The sequence below is a fragment of the Pseudomonas sp. CFBP 13711 genome (genome assembly GCF_014842265.1).
GTDB lineage: Bacteria > Pseudomonadota > Gammaproteobacteria > Pseudomonadales > Pseudomonadaceae > Aquipseudomonas.
In genome coordinates this window covers 281,448-301,026 of sequence record NZ_JACYVI010000005.1, presented here as the reverse complement: position 1 = coordinate 301,026, position 19,579 = coordinate 281,448, and the positions used below count along the sequence as shown (strand labels likewise).

At 60.5% G+C, this 19,579-nt stretch carries 18 protein-coding genes; 10 read left to right on the top strand and 8 right to left on the bottom strand.

Features of this window, described 5'->3' with window-relative positions; all coding sequences use genetic code 11:
• Positions 1–39 precede the first annotated feature (39 nt).
• Positions 40–774, top strand: coding sequence for a hypothetical protein (locus tag IFT47_RS12360; RefSeq protein WP_192171339.1), 735 nt, complete (start codon positions 40–42; stop codon positions 772–774).
• Positions 775–835: 61 nt separating this feature from the next.
• Here the strand turns inward: IFT47_RS12360 and IFT47_RS12355 are convergent, their stop codons facing one another.
• Both IFT47_RS12355 and hslO read right to left on the bottom strand, forming a co-directional pair.
• Positions 836–2,377 (bottom strand): phosphoenolpyruvate carboxykinase, encoded by a 1,542-nt coding sequence (locus IFT47_RS12355; RefSeq protein WP_192171340.1) that lies wholly within the window; start codon positions 2,375–2,377, stop codon positions 836–838.
• 191 nt (positions 2,378–2,568) lie between these two features.
• Positions 2,569–3,471: an Hsp33 family molecular chaperone HslO gene (gene hslO / locus IFT47_RS12350; RefSeq protein WP_192171341.1), complete on the bottom strand. Its 903-nt coding sequence runs from the start codon at positions 3,469–3,471 to the stop codon at positions 2,569–2,571.
• Between the two features lie 98 nt (positions 3,472–3,569).
• Here hslO and IFT47_RS12345 point away from each other — a divergent pair, with 98 nt between their 5' ends.
• Positions 3,570–4,379 carry a phosphatase PAP2 family protein gene (locus tag IFT47_RS12345; protein ID WP_192171342.1) on the top strand — a complete coding sequence of 270 codons (810 nt, stop codon included), beginning with the start codon at positions 3,570–3,572 and terminating at the stop codon, positions 4,377–4,379.
• Between the two features lie 65 nt (positions 4,380–4,444).
• On the opposite strand, the gene IFT47_RS12340 is transcribed toward IFT47_RS12345, so the two are convergent.
• Positions 4,445–4,846, bottom strand: coding sequence for an RNA-binding S4 domain-containing protein (locus IFT47_RS12340; protein ID WP_065987435.1), 402 nt, complete (start codon positions 4,844–4,846; stop codon positions 4,445–4,447).
• 118 nt (positions 4,847–4,964) lie between these two features.
• On the opposite strand from IFT47_RS12340, the gene rimA reads away from it, so the two are divergent.
• The 3 genes from rimA to rimK are packed head-to-tail and all read left to right on the top strand — an operon-like array spanning position 4,965 to position 7,138.
• Entirely contained in the window at positions 4,965–5,738 is a 774-nt protein-coding gene (rimA, locus tag IFT47_RS12335; protein WP_192171343.1) for a S6 modification regulatory phosphodiesterase RimA, read from the top strand.
• Positions 5,739–5,753: 15 nt separating this feature from the next.
• Positions 5,754–6,236, top strand: coding sequence for a retropepsin-like aspartic endopeptidase RimB (gene rimB, locus IFT47_RS12330; protein ID WP_065987437.1), 483 nt, complete (start codon positions 5,754–5,756; stop codon positions 6,234–6,236).
• Positions 6,233–7,138: a 30S ribosomal protein S6--L-glutamate ligase gene (gene rimK / locus IFT47_RS12325; protein WP_065987438.1), complete on the top strand. Its 906-nt coding sequence runs from the start codon at positions 6,233–6,235 to the stop codon at positions 7,136–7,138. Before rimB ends, rimK begins: the two co-directional genes overlap by 4 nt.
• Before the next feature lie 81 nt (positions 7,139–7,219).
• Here the strand turns inward: rimK and IFT47_RS12320 are convergent, their stop codons facing one another.
• Both IFT47_RS12320 and ompR read right to left on the bottom strand, forming a co-directional pair.
• A complete protein-coding gene (locus IFT47_RS12320) occupies positions 7,220–8,533 on the bottom strand; it encodes an ATP-binding protein (protein WP_192171344.1) in 1,314 nt (437 codons plus the stop codon).
• Positions 8,534–8,699: 166 nt separating this feature from the next.
• Positions 8,700–9,440, bottom strand: coding sequence for an osmolarity response regulator transcription factor OmpR (gene ompR / locus IFT47_RS12315; RefSeq protein ID WP_065987440.1), 741 nt, complete (start codon positions 9,438–9,440; stop codon positions 8,700–8,702).
• Positions 9,441–9,720: 280 nt separating this feature from the next.
• On the opposite strand from ompR, the gene IFT47_RS12310 reads away from it, so the two are divergent.
• From IFT47_RS12310 to gshA, 3 genes are all read left to right on the top strand, one after another.
• Positions 9,721–12,045, top strand: a complete 2,325-nt coding sequence (locus IFT47_RS12310; RefSeq protein WP_192171345.1) for a Tex family protein — start codon at positions 9,721–9,723, stop codon at positions 12,043–12,045.
• Positions 12,045–12,428 (top strand): PaaI family thioesterase, encoded by a 384-nt coding sequence (locus IFT47_RS12305; protein WP_192171346.1) that lies wholly within the window; start codon positions 12,045–12,047, stop codon positions 12,426–12,428. Before IFT47_RS12310 ends, IFT47_RS12305 begins: the two co-directional genes overlap by 1 nt.
• 197 nt (positions 12,429–12,625) lie before the next feature.
• On the top strand, positions 12,626–14,212 hold the full coding sequence (gene gshA / locus IFT47_RS12300) for a glutamate--cysteine ligase (RefSeq protein WP_192171347.1): 1,587 nt from the start codon (positions 12,626–12,628) through the stop codon (positions 14,210–14,212).
• Between the two features lie 68 nt (positions 14,213–14,280).
• Here gshA and argA read toward each other — a convergent pair whose 3' ends face one another.
• On the bottom strand, positions 14,281–15,579 hold the full coding sequence (argA, locus tag IFT47_RS12295) for an amino-acid N-acetyltransferase (protein WP_192171348.1): 1,299 nt from the start codon (positions 15,577–15,579) through the stop codon (positions 14,281–14,283).
• 149 nt (positions 15,580–15,728) lie between these two features.
• A complete protein-coding gene (gene argE, locus IFT47_RS12290; RefSeq protein ID WP_192171349.1) occupies positions 15,729–16,877 on the bottom strand; it encodes an acetylornithine deacetylase in 1,149 nt (382 codons plus the stop codon).
• A 166-nt stretch (positions 16,878–17,043) separates the two neighbouring features.
• Here argE and IFT47_RS12285 point away from each other — a divergent pair, with 166 nt between their 5' ends.
• Positions 17,044–18,411 (top strand): CYTH domain-containing protein, encoded by a 1,368-nt coding sequence (locus IFT47_RS12285; protein WP_192171350.1) that lies wholly within the window; start codon positions 17,044–17,046, stop codon positions 18,409–18,411.
• A 176-nt stretch (positions 18,412–18,587) separates the two neighbouring features.
• Here the strand turns inward: IFT47_RS12285 and IFT47_RS12280 are convergent, their stop codons facing one another.
• A complete protein-coding gene (locus IFT47_RS12280) occupies positions 18,588–19,058 on the bottom strand; it encodes an Lrp/AsnC family transcriptional regulator (protein WP_192171351.1) in 471 nt (156 codons plus the stop codon).
• 148 nt (positions 19,059–19,206) lie between these two features.
• Between IFT47_RS12280 and IFT47_RS12275 the strand changes: the two genes are divergently transcribed.
• Positions 19,207–19,554 (top strand): hypothetical protein, encoded by a 348-nt coding sequence (locus IFT47_RS12275; protein ID WP_192171352.1) that lies wholly within the window; start codon positions 19,207–19,209, stop codon positions 19,552–19,554.
• Positions 19,555–19,579 lie beyond the last annotated feature (25 nt).

Sequence of the window (19,579 nt, the reverse complement as noted above, 5' to 3'; positions counted from 1 at the left end):
AAGGTCAAAGAAACCCGCAGCGATTACGGACGGAACACCATGCCTCAAGCAGCCCCGCGAACACATACCAGCCTGTTTCCGCTGTTTCTCGCCGCTGCAGCCGCTCTTCTTTCGGGCTGCGGCGACGATGCCAAGACGACCAACGCGGCAACCGCGAGTGCATCGCCCCTGCAGAAGGTTATGAGTGTCGATGTGAGCGGGGCGCTGAACCTGCACTACGAAGCAAGAGGTGATCAAGTAGCCGTAGGCTTCTTGCCCGGCAAACTGCCCGGCTCCAACTGGCTGACGCTGAGCGCGGATCAGGAAGCCGAAGGCGACCGCAATGAGGTGAGCATCGGGCCGATTCTCGGGTTCTCCTTCGATAACCCCGATCAGGAAAAGAAGGCGATCATGTTTCAAGGAGGCCGCGTCGAAGTTGCCCATGATGAAAACAGCGCGTCCTACGACACCGGTTCGTACTATCAGTATTTCGATACGGACAAGGGTGGCAACAACAGCAACGTCCAGCTCGTCTTCAGCAAAATCGAGAAACTCACCTCCCCCAACAAACTGCTCGACCGCTATCGGTTGATCGGTACGTTTCAATTCAATGCCGCGCTTTCCCCTGAGCAGCCCACCGACGAATGCACCCGGGAAGCCGCTGCGTATGCCGCCGAGCATGGCGAGCGCCACCCGGGGTTCGACGCCAGGCTGTGTAACGCGAAGAGCGTGGTGGCGAAGGGCAGCTTCGACATCACCCAAGACTTTCCAGCGACGACGAAGGCGGACGGCTAGCTATCGCGCAGGCATAAAAAAACCGCCCCGAAGGGCGGTTTCTTTTTAGCAGGCGCCGATCTTACAGCTTCGGGCCCGCTGCCTTGATCGCGTCGCTCACGTCGAACTTCTTGAAGTTCTCGATGAACAGGCCGGCCAGTGCTTTGGCTGCTTCGTCGTACGCCGCTTTGTCAGCCCAGGTGTTGCGCGGGTTGAGCAGGCCGGTTTCGACGCCCGGCACGGAAGTCGGGACATCCAGGTTAACAGTGTCGAGGTGCTCGGTTTCTGCACCGATCAACGCGCCGCTCTGGATGGCCGCGATGACGCCACGGGTGGTCGGAATGTTGAAGCGCTTGCCGACACCGTAGCCGCCGCCGGTCCAGCCGGTGTTGACCAGATAGACCTTGGAGCCGAAACCGCGGATACGCTTGATCAGCAGCTCTGCGTATTCGCCAGCAGGACGCGGGAAGAACGGTGCGCCGAAGCAGGTGGAGAACGTCGACTTGATGCCAGCGCCCGAACCCATTTCAGTGGAGCCGACCAGTGCGGTGTAACCCGACAGGAAGTGGTAGGCCGCTTGTTCTTCGCTGAGGATCGACACGGGTGGCAGCACGCCGGTCAGGTCGCAGGTCAGGAAGATCACCGCGTTTGGCTCGCCGCCCAGGTTCTTCTCGGAGCGCTTTTCAACGTGCTCGAGCGGGTAAGCGGCGCGGCTGTTCTGAGTCAGGCTGCTGTCGGCATAGTCGGCATGGCCGGCTGCGTCCAGCACCACGTTTTCCAGGACGGCGCCGTGCTTGATGGCCTTCCAGATCACCGGCTCGTTCTTCTCGGACAGGTCGATGCACTTGGCATAGCAACCGCCTTCGATATTGAAGACAACGCCTTCGCCCCAGCCGTGTTCGTCGTCACCGATCAGGTAACGGGTCTCGTCGGCGGACAGCGTGGTCTTACCGGTGCCGGACAGACCGAAGAACAGCGTCACGTCGCCGTCTTCACCGATGTTGGCCGCACAGTGCATTGGCAGCACGTCGGAGGCCGGCAACAGGAAGTTCTGCACCGAGAACATGGCTTTCTTCATTTCACCGGCGTAGCGCATACCGGCAATGAGGACCTTCTTCTGGGCGAAGTTGATGATGACGCAACCGTCGGAGTTGGTGCCGTCACGCTCGGGCACGCACTCGAAGTTAGCCACGTTGAGCACTTGCCATTCTTCACGACCGGCCGGGTTGTACTGGGCCGGATTGATGAACAGGCAGCGACCGAACAGGTTCTGCCAGGCCGTCTGGGTGGTCATCTTGACCGCCAGGTAGTGGTCTTCGGCTGCGCCTACGTGCACGTGGGAAACGAAGTGTTCCTGGCCGTTGTTGAACGCCTCGACACGCGCCCACAGGGCGTCGAACTTGTCGGCCGGGAACTTGCGGTTGATCGGGCCCCAGGCGATCGCAGCCTGAGTAGAGGGTTCGTCTACGATGAAGCGGTCGACAGGCGAGCGGCCTGTGCGGTGGCCTGTTTCCACGACGAGTGCGCCAGTATCGGACAGCACGCCTTCTTCGCGTTTGAGGGCTTCTTTAACCAGATCGTCGACACTGAGATCGGTGTGAACGGCGTTATTGGCTTGCGTCATGAGATTCCCCGTCGGCTCAATGGCCGAGTGCTCCAAACGTTTTGTAGTAGAAAAACCAACACTACTACAGCTAAAAAGTGGCCGGATTATGCCAGAAAAGCCCAAAAAAGGTAGGGCCCTCCTGTCAGAACTACATGAAGAAGAGTCAAGCGGGCCGGGCGGAAAGCTTTCAGCGCAGGACCCGCACTACATTAATGGCGGGTATCGGAAGGGGTATCTACCCCACCCCCTGCAAACAGCTGCGCTACATCGGTTGCATCGAACAGATAGCGCTGATTGCAGAACTGGCAGTCGATCTCCACCGCACCGTGATGCTCGATCACCAACTGCTGTGCATCTTCCAGACCAAGACTGACCAACGCATTGCCAGAACGTTCGCGCGAGCAGCTGCAACGGAACACCAGAGGCTGGACGTCGAACATGCGCACGACGTCTTCGTGGAACAGCCGTTTCAACACGGTTTCGTTGGTCAGGCTGAGCAATTCTTCGGCGGTCAGGGTGTCGACCAGCACATTGACGTGCTGCCAGCTGGCTTCGCGCTCATCCTGATCTTTCAGCTTCTCGGCCGGTAACTGTTGCAGCAGCAGCCCACGTGCGCGCTTGCCGTCGGCCTTGATCCAGAAGCGCGTAGGCAGTTGCTCCGACATCACAAAATACTCGGACAGGCACGCCGACAAGTCGACGCCGTCCAGGCCCACGATGCCCTGGTAGCGTTTGCCCTGACGCGGGTCTATGGTCATGGTCAGGTCGCCGTTGGGCATCAGGTCGAGCAGCGTGGCGTCCGGCTTGACCAGGCTTTCGTCGTAGCGCGCAATGCCGCGCAACTCACGCTCGCTGGAGCACTCGACCATCAGCAGGGACACCGGCCCAAGCGACCGCGCCTGCAGAACCAGCAGACCGTCGAACTTCAGCGTGCCCACCAACAACGCAGCGGCGGCGAGCATTTCGCCGAGTAGCTGAGCGACTGGCTCGGGATACGGGTGTTTGGCTAGTACCTCGGCGTAGCTGCGCTCAAGGGCCACGAGCTCGCCGCGAACGTCGCTCTCGTCGAAGATGAAGCGCTGGGTGTAATCGGTATCCGGAAAGTCTGGCATAGGAGAAGGTATCTGAATGGATGACAAAATGATGACAAGCGCCTATAAAGCGCGGTTTAGCACCGCTTGGTGCACTGTCATGCCGATGGGGGCATTTTATGGACTATCCCGCGTTGTTCCAACCCAAGTGGAACGTCAAAAAATTCTTGCTGTGCAATCTGGTGGCGCTGGCACTGCTGCTGCTGTGGATCTGGCCCACGGGCCACGCGGCATTCACGCATTTCGATGAAGGCCTGTTTCACGTACTGAACCGCCCGCTTGAGCAAAACAAGGCGTGGTTATGGACCTGGACGGTTGCCAGCATGCGACCCTTCGATATCGTCGTCGGCCTGATTCTTCTGACGCTGCTCATAAAGGGCGACTGGGTGTTCAAATCCCTGCAAACCCGTGCCGCGCTGATCGGCTTCGTGCTGACGCTGATCCTGCTGCTGATCATCCGCACGGTGTTTTCCAAGATCATCGACCACAGCGCGCTGCAACACGACAGCGCCTCGATGATGATCCCTGATGCCATCAAGCTCAGCGACATATTCCCGGGTCTTGAAGACAAGTGGCAGCTCAAGGACCGTTCCAGCCAGAGCTTCCCGGGTGACCACGCTTCGGTGCTGCTGATCTGGGCGATGTTCATGAGCGTCTACAGCCGCACCGTCGGCCAACGTGTCGTCATCTGGGCGCTGGCGTTCCTGTTCATGATGCCGCGCCTGGTCGCCGGCGCGCATTGGGGTCAGGACGACTACATCGGCGGCGTGATGATCGCGTTGCTCGCGCTGGGCTGGAGTTGCTACACCCCGTTCGCGGCCACTGCTACCGCCTTCATGTTTCGACTGACCGCGCCGGTCTTCAATGTGTTGGGCCGCCTGCCGCTGATCAAATGCCTGAGCATCATGAAGCAGGGCTCTCATTTGTAAGCTGCCCGTTGCTACCGAGCAGTCCGGGGTCGATTAACCCACGATCCCGGAAAGCGGCGAGATCGTCAGTCGTCACCCGAACGAAAATGAAACAATTGCCGACGCTGCTTTTTGGTCGGCCTGCCGTCGGTCGTCACGCCCAGGCTTCCGGCCTTGCGCATCTCGGCGGCTTGTTCGCGTTTGGCGAGGCTCTCCGGCGTTTCGCTGTAAAGCAGCTGAGCCTCCGGGGCGCCACGGCGGACAATCGACAACGCCTGAACCACCACGGTCCGCTCATCGAAGCCCGCTCTGATCTGGAACTCGTCACCTACGCGCGGCTCTTTTCCCGGCTTGCAACGTTCGCCCCGGCAATGAACCTTGCCGCTTTCAATGGCGGCTTTTGCCAGCGCACGCGTCTTGAAGAAGCGCGCCGCCCAAAGCCATTTGTCCAGACGGACTTTGTCGTCCTCGTCTGACTTCTGTGTCATCTGAATTCCTCAATCGCGTAATGGTCAGAACCGTACTACGTCACGCCGGGGACGCAGTAACCGCCACCCTCGTTTACACTGCCCCCCAAGACTAAAGCACCGGCTTCAGGAGAACGACGTGACAGACTTCCCTACGTCATTGACCGGTGGGTGCCAGGGCTGCAGAGAAAGCGCCGCGCTGGATTTCGAATTTGAATTCGCCTATCAGCCAATCGTGGACGTCCGCAACCGCTCGGTGTTCGCTCACGAGGCGTTGGTACGTGGCGTCAACGGCGAAGGTGCCCTGTCTGTACTGAATCGGGTGGACCACACCAACCGTTACCGTTTCGATCAATTGTGCCGAACCCGCGCGATTTCAACTGCCGCCCGGCTGGGAGTGGACGAATACCTGTCGATCAACTTCCTGCCCAACGCGGTGTATCGCCCTGAACTGTGCATTCGCAGCACCCTTGAAGCGGCTCGCGCCCACAATTTTCCGCTTGACCGGCTGATCTTCGAGACCGTCGAAACCGAGCATGTGTGTGACAACAGCCACCTCACTAACATCCTTCGCGAGTACCGCCAGTTTGGCTTCAAAACCGCTATCGACGACTTCGGTGCCGGGCATTCGGGACTGACCCTGCTTGCCGACTTTCAGCCTGACCTGATCAAGCTCGATATGGCGCTGGTGCGCAACGTCCATCTGGATCCCGCACGGCAGGCCATCGTGCGCGGCATTGTCACAATGTGTACGGACCTGAACGTTACAGTGATCGCCGAAGGCATCGAACATGCAGGCGAACGAGACTTCCTCGCCGATTGCGGCATTTACCTCATGCAGGGCTACTGGTTCGCCAAACCTGCATTCCAGGCGCTGGCGCACATCGACGCCGGTGCCTGGCAAAACGTGTAAACGAACGGAAACGCTTTGAAAACATTTGATCATCTGACCGTCATCGGCCTCCGCGAATGGGTGGCGCTGCCCCATCTGGGCGTTGCCGGGCTGCGCGCGAAAATCGACACCGGGGCCAGCACCTCCAGCCTGCACGCGACTGAAATCGAGCCGTTCGAACGGGACGGCGAAAAATGGGTGCGCTTCAACGCGCATCTGGGGACGGTGGTGCAGCTGCGTCATCGTCGCTGCGAGGCACAACTGGTGGCGATGAAAACCATCAAAAGCTCCAACGGCCACGCTCAGGTTCGCTACGTCATTCGCACGACACTGGCGCTGGGGGATAGGGTCTGGCCGGTTGAGTTCACGCTGGCCTGCCGCAAGGCCATGCGCTACCGGTTGCTGCTCGGTTCCAAAGCCCTGATTGACGGCCAGTTGGTGGTCAATCCGGGTGTTACTTATATTCAGGACAAGCCGGTCTTCCCGGCTTCAAATCTCTCTGCCACAGGTGCTGCATGAAGATCGCTGTGCTTTCGCGAAACCCGCGTCTGTATTCAACTCGTCGTCTGGTCGAAGCGGGCATTCAGCGCGGCCACGAGGTCGTGGTGGTCGATACCCTGCGCGCCTATATGAACATTGCCAGTCATAAGCCGCAGATCCACTACCGAGGAAAACCCCTGGAAGGCTTTGATGCGGTAATACCCCGCATTGGTGCCTCAGTGACCTTCTACGGCTGCGCCGTGCTGCGTCAGTTTGAAATGATGGGCGTATTCCCGCTCAATGAATCCGTGGCGATCGCGCGCTCTCGCGACAAGTTGCGCTCGCTGCAGCTGTTGTCGCGACGCGGCATTGGCTTGCCCGTTACCGGCTTTGCTCACTCTCCGGACGACATCCCTGACTTGATCCAGATGGTCAACGGCGCGCCACTGGTGATCAAAGTGCTCGAAGGCACCCAAGGCATTGGCGTGGTGCTGTGCGAAACCGCGACGGCGGCTGAGTCCGTGATCGAGGCCTTTATGGGTCTGAAGCAGGACATCATGGTGCAGGAGTACATCAAGGAAGCCGGTGGCGCGGACATCCGCTGCTTCGTGGTGGGTGACAAGGTCATTGCGTCGATGAAGCGTCAGGCGAAGCCCGGGGAATTCCGCTCCAACCTGCATCGAGGCGGCACCGCCAGCCTGATCAAGATCACCCCCGAAGAACGCATGACGGCCATTCGGGCCGCCAAGGTCATGGGCCTGAGTGTCGCGGGTGTCGACATCCTGCGCTCCAATCACGGGCCATTGGTGATGGAAGTGAACTCGTCGCCAGGTCTTGAAGGCATTGAAACCACTACCGGCAAGGATGTCGCGGGGATAATCATCGAGTACATCGAGAAAAACGGCGGGCCGCACATGACCCGCACCAAGGGCAAGGGCTAACGCTTAAGCCCGTTTCTGCACGGAGGCTTTGGTCGCGAGCACGTCACTCGCCCATGGCCCCCAGGCAGAATCAGTAACGAGTCAATCGGCATCCCGCGGCAGCAACAGCCCCAACGGCAACCGAACCCTGGCCTCCAGCCCGCCTCCCGAACGATTACGCAACTCGACATTGCCGCCGTGCATCGCTGCAATGCGCTTGACGATCGCCAGGCCAAGCCCCGTCCCCTTGCCACTTCGGGCGCGGTCACCACGGATGAAGGGATTGAAAATGCCCTCCAGCTCCGACGGATCAATCCCCATACCCCGATCCAGCACGCTCAGCACCACGTAGGGCGCACCGCTGTCGCCGGAAACATAGGCCGCCACTTCAACGCCGTCACCGGCATGGTGCATCGCGTTGCCAATAAGGTTGTTGAGCAGCCGCTTCATGGAAACCCGTCGCAGCGGGAACGGCGGAATCGACTCAAGGCACAGCCGGACCTGCTCGACCGGGTTGTTGTACGGCGCCACCACTTCGTGGACCAGCTCGACCAGATCGACTTCTTCGACCTCTTCATCGCGCCCGTCCCGAATAAATGCCAGGAATTGGTCGAGGATGGCATCCATGTCCTCAATGTCGCGAACCATGCCTTCCATGAATTCGTTGTTGGTCGGCATCAATTCCAGTGACAGGCGCAAACGCGTCAGCGGCGTTCGCAAATCGTGGGACACCCCGGCCAGCATCAGCTCGCGCTCCTGCCCGGCCTGCTCAACGTCTTCGGCCATCTGATTGAACGCCCGGTAAACCTCGGTCATCTCGCTGGGCGTGTCGCCCACCGGCAACCGCACGCTGCGGCCCTGCCCCAGCTGGCGTGCGGCAAAAACCAAGCGCTTGAGCGGCTGATTGAGCTGGCTGACGAAGATCCACGCCGAAGCCGTCGAGAGCAAGCCGATCGCCAGAAACCAGCCCAACACGCTCCAGATTTTCTGCCCGCGCAACGGATGCGGGTACAGCGGCACTTTCAGCCAGCCATCGCCGAGACTCGGCGCCCTCACCCACAGCGCAGGAGGCGCGTGGACACGCAGACGCACTTCGGTGTCCGCGCCCAGTTCATCCTGCATCTGCCGTTGGTAGATTTCGGAATACGGCCAGTGCTGCTCGCCTTCCGGTACGCCGCCACCCACCACGCGGATCAGCCCGGCGGCGTCGGCGATGGTCTGCCGGTCGCTCTCGTCGGCCGCCCAGTAAGCCCGCAAAGTGAGTGCAACGCCGTGGCTGTATTGGCGATCGACCAGAACATCCTCGTTCATCAGCAAATAGACGAGGGTCAGCGCCTTCGAAAACAGCACGACAATGAGCACCAGCCACAGGGTGCGGGAGAAAAAACTTTGCGGGAACCAGAGCGGTGTCTTCATAACAGCAGCTACACACTTTGCGGAAGCGAGCCGGGCTCGCGAATTTGCGGAACACATGACACAGCAAAAACCAGCCACGCCAATGGCCGCTTTCGCGAACATCGAGGTGACTGGCTAACGTAGGCGGGCGTGAGACAGGCCCGGCAGGTTACCGTCGAACTTGCTGCTACTGCTTGTTGGCACCGTCTGGCACGAAAACATAACCCACTCCCCAGACCGTCTGAATGTAACGCGGCTTGGCAGCGTCCACTTCAATCAGACGACGCAGGCGGGAGATCTGGACGTCGATGGAGCGCTCCAGCGCGTCCCACTCGCGGCCACGGGCCAGATTCATCAGTTTGTCCCGCGTCAGCGGCTCACGCGCATGCATGACGAGTGCCTTCAGCACGGCGAATTCACCGGTGGTGAGCATGTGTACTTCGTCGCCCCGCTTGAGCTCGCGGGTGGCGAGCGACAGAGCGTAGTCGCCGAAAGTGACGGTTTCGTCTTCCGTGGCGGGTGCGCCGGGTACGGGTGCGGATTGACGACGCAGCACCGCGCGGACGCGGGCCATCAGTTCGTCAGGATTGAAAGGTTTTGCGAGGTAATCATCGGCGCCGAGCTCGAGGCCCTTGATGCGGCTGAGCTCGTCGCCCTTAGCGGTCAGCATGATGATGGGGACTTGATTGTTCGCGGCGCGCAGACGGCGGCAGGCGGACAGGCCGTCTTCGCCCGGCAGCATCAGGTCCAGCACCACGAGGTGGAACACTTCGCGCGCCAGCAGCCGATCCATTTGCTCCACGTTGGGCACAGCCCGGGCGCGGTAGCCCTTGCTGTTGAAAAAGCGTTCTAGCAGGCTGCTCAAGCCCGGGTCATCGTCAACGATGAGGATTTTCTCGCCTTCAGCCGTTTGTGCAGTGCTGCTCATTGGAAGCTCCTTTGATCTCGGCGCGCATTATGGCGTAGCTGCAGTTATGCGCACCGTGTGCATTGTTAGCAGATTTTTCCTGAATCCACATGGGTGCTCTCGCTCAGTCACTTGAGGGCGATTCGCCGCGGCTGCGCGGGCTGAAACCGGCGTATCGACGGGCCGATCCCCTATTCAGGGCTCACTGGGTATAATGCGCCGCCTTCAAGGTCAGGCAACGCTCGTTCAAGGCGGTTCGCCAGCCGCTGATTTAATGCACACACATTTGCCAGGTGGTTTTATGGACAGTATCAACAGCCGCATCGCCGAGGAACTCGGCGTCCGCCCGCAACAGGTCGAAGCGGCCGTCGCGCTACTGGATGAAGGCTCAACGGTGCCTTTCATCGCTCGTTACCGCAAGGAAGTCACTGGCAGCCTCGATGACACGCAACTGCGTCATCTGGAAGAGCGCCTGCGCTACCTGCGCGAACTCGACGAGCGCCGCATCAGCATCCTTGCCAGCATCGAAGAGCAAGGCAAGCTGACCCCTGAACTGGCGCGCGAGATCAAGCTCGCCGACACCAAGACCCGCCTTGAAGACTTGTACCTGCCGTACAAGCAGAAGCGCCGCACCAAAGGCCAGATCGCACTGGAAGCCGGCCTGGGTGAGCTGGCCGACGGCATCTTCAATGATCCAACCCTGACCCCGGAAACCGAAGCTTCGCGCTTCGTCGATGCCGAAAAAGGCTTCGCCGACGTCAAGGCCGTGCTCGAAGGCGCCAAATACATTCTGATGGAGCGCTTCGCCGAAGACGCGACGCTGCTGGAGAAGCTGCGCAGTTTCCTCAAGCACGAAGCCGTGATCAGTGCCCGTGTGGTACCGGGTAAAGAGGAAGAAGGCGCCAAGTTCCGCGATTACTTCGAACACGACGAGCCGCTCAAGAGCATGCCGTCGCACCGTGCGCTGGCGATCTTCCGGGGTCGCAACGAGGGCGTGCTGAGCTCGGCGCTGAAAGTCGGCGAAGAGCTGCCCGGCACCCTGCACCCGTGCGAAATGATGATCAGCGAGCGCTTTGGCCTGCAGAATCAGAACCGTCCTGCGGACAAGTGGCTGGCCGAAGTCGTGCGCTGGACCTGGAAGGTCAAGCTGTACTCCAGTCTCGAAACCGACCTGCTCGGCGAGCTACGCGAAGGTGCCGAAACCGAAGCGATCAACGTATTCGCTCACAACCTGCACGATCTGTTGCTGGCCGCACCGGCGGGACCACGCGCCACGCTGGGCCTCGATCCGGGCCTGCGCACCGGTTGCAAGGTCGCCGTGGTCGACAGCACCGGCAAGCTGCTGGACTACGCCACGGTCTACCCCCATGTACCGAAAAACCAGTGGGATCAGACCATCGCCGTGCTCGCGGCCCTGTGCGCCAAGCATTCGGTTGACCTGATCGCGATCGGCAACGGTACCGCCAGCCGCGAGACTGACAAGCTGGCCGGCGATCTGATCAAAAAGTATCCAGGCTTGAAGATGACCAAAGTCATGGTCTCTGAAGCGGGCGCTTCGGTGTACTCGGCGTCGGAACTCGCCGCCAAGGAATTCCCGGACCTCGACGTTTCGATCCGTGGCGCCGTCTCCATCGCACGCCGCTTGCAGGACCCCCTCGCCGAACTGGTGAAAATCGACCCGAAATCCATCGGCGTCGGCCAATACCAGCATGACGTGTCGCAGCTCAAACTGGCCCGCGGCCTCGACGCGGTGGTGGAAGACTGCGTGAACGCCGTGGGTGTGGACGTGAACACCGCATCCGTCGCCCTGCTCGCTCGGATTTCCGGCTTGAACACCACCCTGGCGCAGAACATCGTTGCCCACCGCGACCAGAACGGCGCGTTCAAGACCCGTGCGGCGCTGAAGAAAGTCCCGCGTCTGGGCGAGAAGACCTTCGAACAGGCCGCAGGCTTTCTGCGGGTCATGAACGGCGACAACCCGCTGGATTCGTCAGCCGTTCACCCTGAGGCGTACCCGTTGGTGCAGCGCATCGCCGCCCAGACCGATCGCGACATCCGTTCGCTGATCGGCGACGCTGCCTTCCTGAAGCGTCTCGATCCGAAAAAATTCACCGACGAAACCTTCGGCCTGCCAACCGTCACCGACATCCTTCAAGAGCTGGAAAAACCGGGCCGCGATCCACGTCCGGGGTTCAAGACCGCTGAGTTCCAGGACGGCGTTGAAGACTTGAAAGATCTTCAGCCGGGCATGATCCTGGAAGGCGTTGTCACAAACGTCACCAACTTTGGCGCATTCGTTGATATCGGCGTGCATCAGGACGGTTTGGTGCACATCTCCGCGCTGTCGGAGAAGTTCATCAAGGACCCTCGCGAGGCGGTCAAAGCCGGCGACGTGGTGAAGGTCAGGGTGATGGAAGTGGACATCCCGCGCAAGCGCGTCGGTCTGTCGATGCGCATGAGCGACACGCCGGGCGAGAAAGTCGACGGCGCTCGCGGAGCCCGTCCGGGAGCAGCGCCGCGTCAGCAGCAAAGCAATACCCCTCGCAAGGAAGCCTCGACCCCGGCGCCGAGCAATAACCCGATGGCGTCGCTGTTCGCCAACGCCAAGCAACTGAAGAAGCGCTGATGGATATCCCTGACGAACTGACTCAGAGCGCCTATTTCAAGACGCTCGGCTGCCGGGTAGTGAAACTGGACGAAGGCGTTGCCGTGGTGGCGTTGCCGCTGGAGCCACACCTGCGCAATCGCGGCAACGTCATGCATGGCGGCGCGCTGTTCAGCCTGGTCGACATCACCATGGGCCTGGCCTGCTCCAGCGCCCACGGCTTCGACAAGCAAAGCGTTACCGTGGAATGCAAAATCAATTACATGCGCGCCGTGGCCGAGGGCGAAGTCATCTGCACCAGCACGGTGCTGCATGCAGGACGCCGAACGCTGGTGGTCGAAGCCGACGTTCGCCAGAACGACAAGCTGGTTGCCAAAGCGCAGGGCACGTTCGCGATCGTCTAGCTGTCCGATAGCGTTATGAGTTAATTTCGGCACTGTTCAGCAGTGTCGAAATTTTCTGATTTCCTTGTAGGAACGATCAGCGACGGGCATCGGCGTTAGGGCCATCGACGAGGCGAAAACGCCAGTTCCTTTCTTCACCCTTGTAGACCGCCATATCGCCCCCATATAGGGCCGACTGACGCGTGAAGGATTCCAACTTGAGCGAACTTCTCAACCGCCGCCTGACTCTGCTTGGCGAGCACTCCAACCTCTCCCTTCTGGAGAAGTGCTTGCACGGCATCGAGCGTGAATGCCTGCGCGTTACGGGCGAAGGCCGTCTGGCGCAAACCCCGCATCCGGAAGCACTGGGCGCGGCGCTGACCAACGAGCAAATCACCACCGATTACTCCGAGTCGCTGCTGGAGTTCATCACTCCGGCCCTGGCCAACCCGGCTGACACGCTGGAAAGCCTGGATAAGATTCACCGCTTCGCGTACAGCAAACTGGGCAGCGAGTACATCTGGAGCCCTTCGATGCCGTGCCCGCTGCCGGCTGAGGCAGATATCCCGATCGCCTATTACGGCACGTCCAACATCGGCAAGCTCAAGTACGTGTACCGTCAGGGCCTTGCCTTGCGTTACGGCAAGACCATGCAGTGCATCGCCGGCATTCATTACAACTTCTCCTTGCCAGAAGCTATCTGGCCCGTGCTCAAGCAGGACGCGAAATTCGAAGGCGATGACCGCGATTTCCAGTCGGAGAGCTACATCGGCCTGATTCGCAACTTCCGCCGTTACAGCTGGCTGCTGATGTACCTGTTCGGCGCGTCGCCGGCGCTGGACGCCAGCTTCCTGCGCGGCCGTTCGCATCAGCTTGAGCAGTTCGACGCCGAAACGCTGTACCTGCCTTACGCCACCAGCCTGCGGATGAGCGATCTGGGTTATCAGAGCAATGCCCAAGCGGACCTGACACCTTGCTACAACGATCTGCTGACCTACACCGACAGCCTGCGTCGTGCGGTGGCGACGCCCTACGCGCCCTACGTCGAAATCGGCACGCACAAGGATGGTGAGTGGATTCAGCTCAACACCAACGTGCTGCAGATCGAGAACGAGTACTACTCAACGATCCGCCCGAAACGCGTCACCTATTCCGGCGAACGCCCGATCCAGGCGCTCGTCGCGCGCGGCGTGCAGTACGTGGAAGTCCGCTGCCTGGACATCAATCCGTTCCTGCCAGTGGGCATCGACCTTCAGCAATCGCGCTTCATTGATGCGTTCATTCTGTACTGCGCGCTGCACGACAGCCCGCAATTGGCGAACAACGAGTGCGGCAACGCCAGCACGAACTTCCTGACCGTGGTCAAGGAAGGTCGTCGTCCCGGCCTGCAACTGAACCGCAACGACACGACGATCGACCTGAAAGTCTGGGCCAACGAGATGCTGGACACGATCAGGCCGATCTGTGAACTGCTCGACGCCAGCCAGGGCACAGATCAGCACGTCAAGTCGCTGGAGGTTCAGCGCGCGAAAGTGGCGGACGCCTCTCTGACGCCTTCGGCACAAGTGCTGGCGGCGATGACCGAGCACAAGGAAGGCTTCACGGCTTTCTCGCTGCGCCAGTCGCAGGTTCACGCTGATCATTTCCGCAGTAATCCGCTGAGTGCCGAGGACCAGACGCACTTCGAAAGCAAGGCGCGCGAGTCCCTGGCTCAGCAGGCGGAGCTGGAACAAACCGAAGAGAAAGTGGATTTCGATACGTTTGTGGGTGCGTATCAGGCGAGCATTCTGGCGATCAGCAACTGACGCTATGCTGCTCAACATGTTGTAACAAGGGTCTGCTCGCGAAAGCGGCAGACCCTTGCGCACTTCGCTTAAATCGCCTTCTCGAAAATCTTCGAATTACGCTGATAGTTGTACAGCGACGCACGGGCGCTCGGCAGGCGGTCAACGCTGCTGGCCTCGAAACCGCGCTCCTGGAACCAGTGCGCAGTACGCGTCGTAAGGACGAACAGGGTTTTCAGCCCCAGCGCCCGGGCGCGTTCTTCAATGCGCTCAAGCAGCTCATCGCCGCGCCCACCGTGGCGATACTCGGGGTTCACTGCCAGACACGCCAGCTCACCCGCTTCGGAATCGGCAATCGGATACAGCGCTGCGCAGGCGATGATCAGGCCCTCGCGCTCGACCACGCTGAACTGCTCGATTTCACGCTCCAGCACTTCCCGCGAACGACGCACGAGAATCCCCTGCTCTTCCAGCGGCGTGATGAGGTCCATCAGCCCGCCAACGTCGCCAATCGACGCTTCGCGCACCAGTTCGAATTGCTCCTGCGCCACCAGTGTGCCGCCGCCCGTGCGTGTAAACAGCTCGGAGAGCAGCGCGCCGTCTTCGGCGTAGCTGACAATGTGACTGCGCGCCACACCGCCGCGACAGGCCTGAGCCGCCGCATCCAGCAGCTCCGCCTGGTAGTTGCTGCCCAAGCGCTGAAGGTGCGCGGGAACCTGTTGCGGACGCAACTCGCGGACCAATCGGCCCTGCTCGTCCAGCAAGCCTGACTCGGCACCAAACAGCAGCAGCTTTTCCGCACCCAGATCAATGGCCGCGCGCGTCGCAACGTCTTCACAGGCCAGGTTGAAGATCTCGCCAGTGGGCGAATACCCCAACGGCGACAGCAGCACGATGGAGCGCTCGTCGAGCAGACGGCTTATGCCCTTGCGGTCGATGCGGCGCACTTCGCCGGTGTGCTGGAAATCGACGCCTTCAAGGACGCCGATCGGACGCGCCGTGACAAAGTTGCCACCCGTCACGCGCAACCGCGAGCCCTGCATCGGTGAAGCAGCCATGTCCATCGACAGACGCGCTTCGATGGCAATGCGCAGGGCGCCAACGGCGTCGATCACGCATTCGAGCGTGGCGAAATCGGTCACGCGCATGTCGTGATGGAAATGCGGCGTCAGGCCGCGCGCTTGCAGGCGGCTCTCGATCTGCGGGCGGGAGCCGTAAACCAGTACGAGGCGCACGCCAAGGCTGTGCAGCAACACAAGGTCGTGGACGATGTTGCCGAAGTTCGGGTGCTCGACGCCATCGCCCGGAAGCATGACGACGAAGGTGCAATCCCGGTGGGCATTGATGTAGGGAGACGCGTGGCGGAGCCAATTGACGTAATCGGGCATATCCGAAAGGAGCCTGTAGTGGATGGACGAAGGGTAGAAACACTCAAGACGGCATGAGCTTTATCGTCGGAACAGGCATCGCAACACGCGTACTCTCCTTTTCGGATCATTCTTAGACAGGGCCTGACTCCAGCAGCACGTGGGCGCACTCAAGGGGTAGCCAGGCAGTAATGTTCGATCAATTGACGTAACAGACGCACTGTAGGCTGCAAACGTAACATTTCAAGATATTCACCGGGCTGGTGCGCACAGGCAATGTCCCCTGGCCCCATCACGATGGTTTCGCAACCAAGGCGCTGAAGATAAGGCGCTTCGGTGCCAAATGCCACCGCTTCGGCCGTATGACCGGTCAGACGCTCTGCGATTCGCACCAGTTCCGCATCGGCGCTTTCTTCAAAGGGCGACACTTCCGAAAACAGCGGCGCATAGTCGATCTGCACCTGATGCAGCTCGGCGACGGGCTGCAGTTTCTGCCGAATCGCGGCACGCAGCACTTCAGGGTCCATGCCCGGCAGCGGGCGCAGGTCAAACTCCAGCGAGCACTGCCCGCAGATCCGGTTCGGGTTGTCGCCGCCATGGATGCAGCCGAAGTTCAGGGTCGGTTGCGGTACGCTGAACTGCGGATTGCGGTATTGCTCCTGCCACTGTCGGCGCAGGCCTTTCAGCTCGCCGATGGCGTCGTACATGGCTTCAAGGGCGCTGCGCCCCAGGCTCGGGTCCGAGGAGTGACCGCTGCGGCCGAGAATCTCTATGCGCTCCATCATCACGCCTTTGTGCAGGCGGACCGGCTTGAGACGGGTCGGCTCGCCAATAACTGCTGCGCGTCCCAGCACACCGCCCGCCGCCGCCAATGCCTTGGATCCGGCCATTGAGCTTTCTTCGTCGCAGGTCGCGAGGATGATCAGCGGCTGCTTGAACGGCTGATCGAGCAGTGGCTGCAGCGCTTCGATGGCCAAGGCGAAGAAGCCCTTCATGTCGCAGCTGCCCAGTCCTACCCAGTTGCCGTCAACTTCGGTCAGCTTCAGTGGATCGGTCTTCCACAAAGCATCGTCGTAAGGAACCGTATCGCTGTGGCCCGCCAGCACCAACCCGCCGGGGCCGGTGCCGAAAGTGGCCAGCAGATTGAACTTGCCGGGGCTCACCTGCTGGATGTCGCAGGCAAAACCCAGGTCGCCCAACCAGCTTGCCAGCAGATCAATGACGGCGCGATTGGACTGGTCGAGCGCAGGCTGCGTACAGCTCACAGACGGCGCGGCGATCAGGGCAGCGAACTGGTCTTTCATGGACGGCAACGGCATAGGCGACTCCGGTGATGGGGTGCGACACGCGGACCATCATAGGTCGATTGCCCCGCATGAATAAACTGTCACGGTTGATGTCCTGTACACTGCACGGCCCACGCAGCTGTGTCGATTCCGGCTGCGACCCCTGTTATCAGCGATAGAGCGTTTGGATTCTCCGGCCATGCAGAAAGAAACCGAAATCAAACTCCGCGTCAGCCGCGAAACCCTCATAGCCCTGCGCGAGCACCCGTTGCTGAAGAAACGCAACAAAGGTGGCTGGGAGCGGTTGGAGCTGTTCAATCAGTACTTCGACACCCCCGAGCGTGAGCTGGCCCATGCCAAAGTTGCGCTGCGCCTGCGCCGCGACGGCGACGCCATCATTCAGACCCTCAAGACTCGCGGCCAGAGTGTCGCAGGCCTGTCCGAGCGTAACGAATACAACTGGGATGTGCCCAAAGCCAAGCTGGACCTGAAGAAGCTCGACGGCGAATGCTGGCCCGAGCAACTGGCGGATCTGGACAAGAAAACCATCAAACCGGTGTTCACCACTGATTTCGTCCGCGAAAAAGCGGAAATCGCCTGGGGCCGTGGCAAGTCCAAGGTGGTGATCGAGGCAGCGCTGGACCTGGGCAAGGTGGTCGCCGGCAAGCAGCAGGAAGAAATCTGCGAGCTGGAACTGGAATTGCGCGAAGGTGATCCTGCCGCGTTGCTGGAACTGGCCGCAGAACTGGCCGAGAAACTGCCGCTGATGCCCTGTGATATCAGCAAGGCCGAACGTGGCTATCGTCTGTTCGACGCCAGCAGCTACTCCATCAAATTGCCAACGCCCGAGCTGCATGGCGAACTCTCGGTAGACGACGCGTTCAGCGCCATCGCCCGGTTCCTGCTCGGCAGCAGCCAGCGTCTGGCCGAGCAATACCGTTTCAACGGTCACTGGAGCCTGTTGCAGGAGTGGGTCGAAGTGCTCGCTGAACTGCGCGCGCTGGCCGGCAGCCTCGGTCAAGCCGCTCCGCGTGCCACGACCCATGACCTGCGTGCCGCGCTGGACGCCTTGCTGGAAGACTGGCGCACGCTGGTGCTCGCCGGCCAGGAAGATGGCGATGTACGCGCCGCTGCCCATGAGCAGTTCATCGAAGAGCTGCAGGACACCCGTTGGGGCCTGTTCTCGCTGACCACGTCGCGCTGGTTGATGGCGCGCAGCTGGACGGTCGAGCGCAACAACCGTGGCAATCGTCAGGGCCACGCAATGCTCAGCAGTTGGGTGCCGCGTTTCCTCGGTGATGAGGCGACCGCGCTGAACCTGCCGCGCTATCAGCAGCAGCCGGAAGATCTGGCCGAGCAGTTGCCACGCATCGAGCGCATTCAGGTGTGGCTGCATTACGCCCGCCAGGCCCTCGACCTGCCTGAGCTGGATCGCTTGTACGGCGAGCTGAACAAGCTCGAACAACTGGCGCATCTGGACATCACCGATGAAATCCTCGATGCCCGCGTCCAGCAAACCATCACCGTCCTGCAAAGCCGGGCGTGGAAGACATTGTTGAAATTGTAAGACGCCGTATGGATGGGACGGCTGGCGCGGTTGGCAGACCGGCTGACGCTGTTTCGTAGGACCGGCTTCAGCCGGGAAGAGGCCAGTGGCCGCCCCTCAATTTTTGTGGTGTGCCTACCTACGCTTTCCCGGCTGAAGCCGGTCCCACTAAATGCACGCAGCGCGGGATTGGCACCCTATCTGTTGATCGGCAAGCTCGTCGTTGATTTGATTTCCGACAGCGCCACTGTCGAATTCACTTCCTGAATCCCGGGCACCAGCGAGAGCTTTTCGAAGAAGAATCGCTCGTACGCTTCGATGTCCGGCGTGACGATGCGCAGCAAAAAGTCTACCGACCCCATCAGCACATAACACTCCAGCACTTCGGGAAAGCCACGGATCGCTTCGGTGAATTCGGTGAAATTGGAGCGACCGTGGGCGTTGAGTTTTACCTCGGCAAATATCTGCGTGTTCAGGCCGATTTTCTTGCGATCCAGCAGTGTCACCTGCCGCCGAATCACGCCTTCATCCTTGAGCCTCTGAATGCGCCGCCAGCAAGGCGACTGCGACAGGCCGACCTGCTCGGCGATCTGCGCGCTGGACAGCGACGCATCCTCCTGCAGGAGCGCCAGAATCTTCCGATCGTAGGCATCCAGCTCAATCCGCATAATCAATTCCCGAAATAAGATTGCTGAACATAGACAATTCTCGATGAGACTAATACAGCCCGTCTTCGACCAGTAATTTCTTTTTCAGCGTGTAAAACTTTCTGCCATTCAACGCCATTGCAACGACGAGATTGTCAGGAGGTATCCCATGCCACATTTCGAAACCGTCAGCCCTGCTCCGTTTCGCCACGACGTCTGGTCGGTCAGCAACGCTCACGGCCTGTCGCGATACCAAATCCTTGCCGAAGCGGAAGCTGACGTACTCTGCCGGCTGCTCAACCTGTTCGCGATGCAGTACCTGATTCCCCAACAGGTCAGCGTGCTGCAGCAGGAAGGCATGCTGATGGTGAGCGTTGAGGTGAGTGGCATGACGTGGCACCGCGCTCAGGTGATTGGTGAAAAAATGCGCAACCTCGTCAGCGTTTGCTCGGTCGAACTTGAACCCATGGGCGATTTGCACGTCGTAACCGAGGCCGTCTCACTCGCCGCCAGTTGAGTGCTCCGAAAATATTGGCAACGCT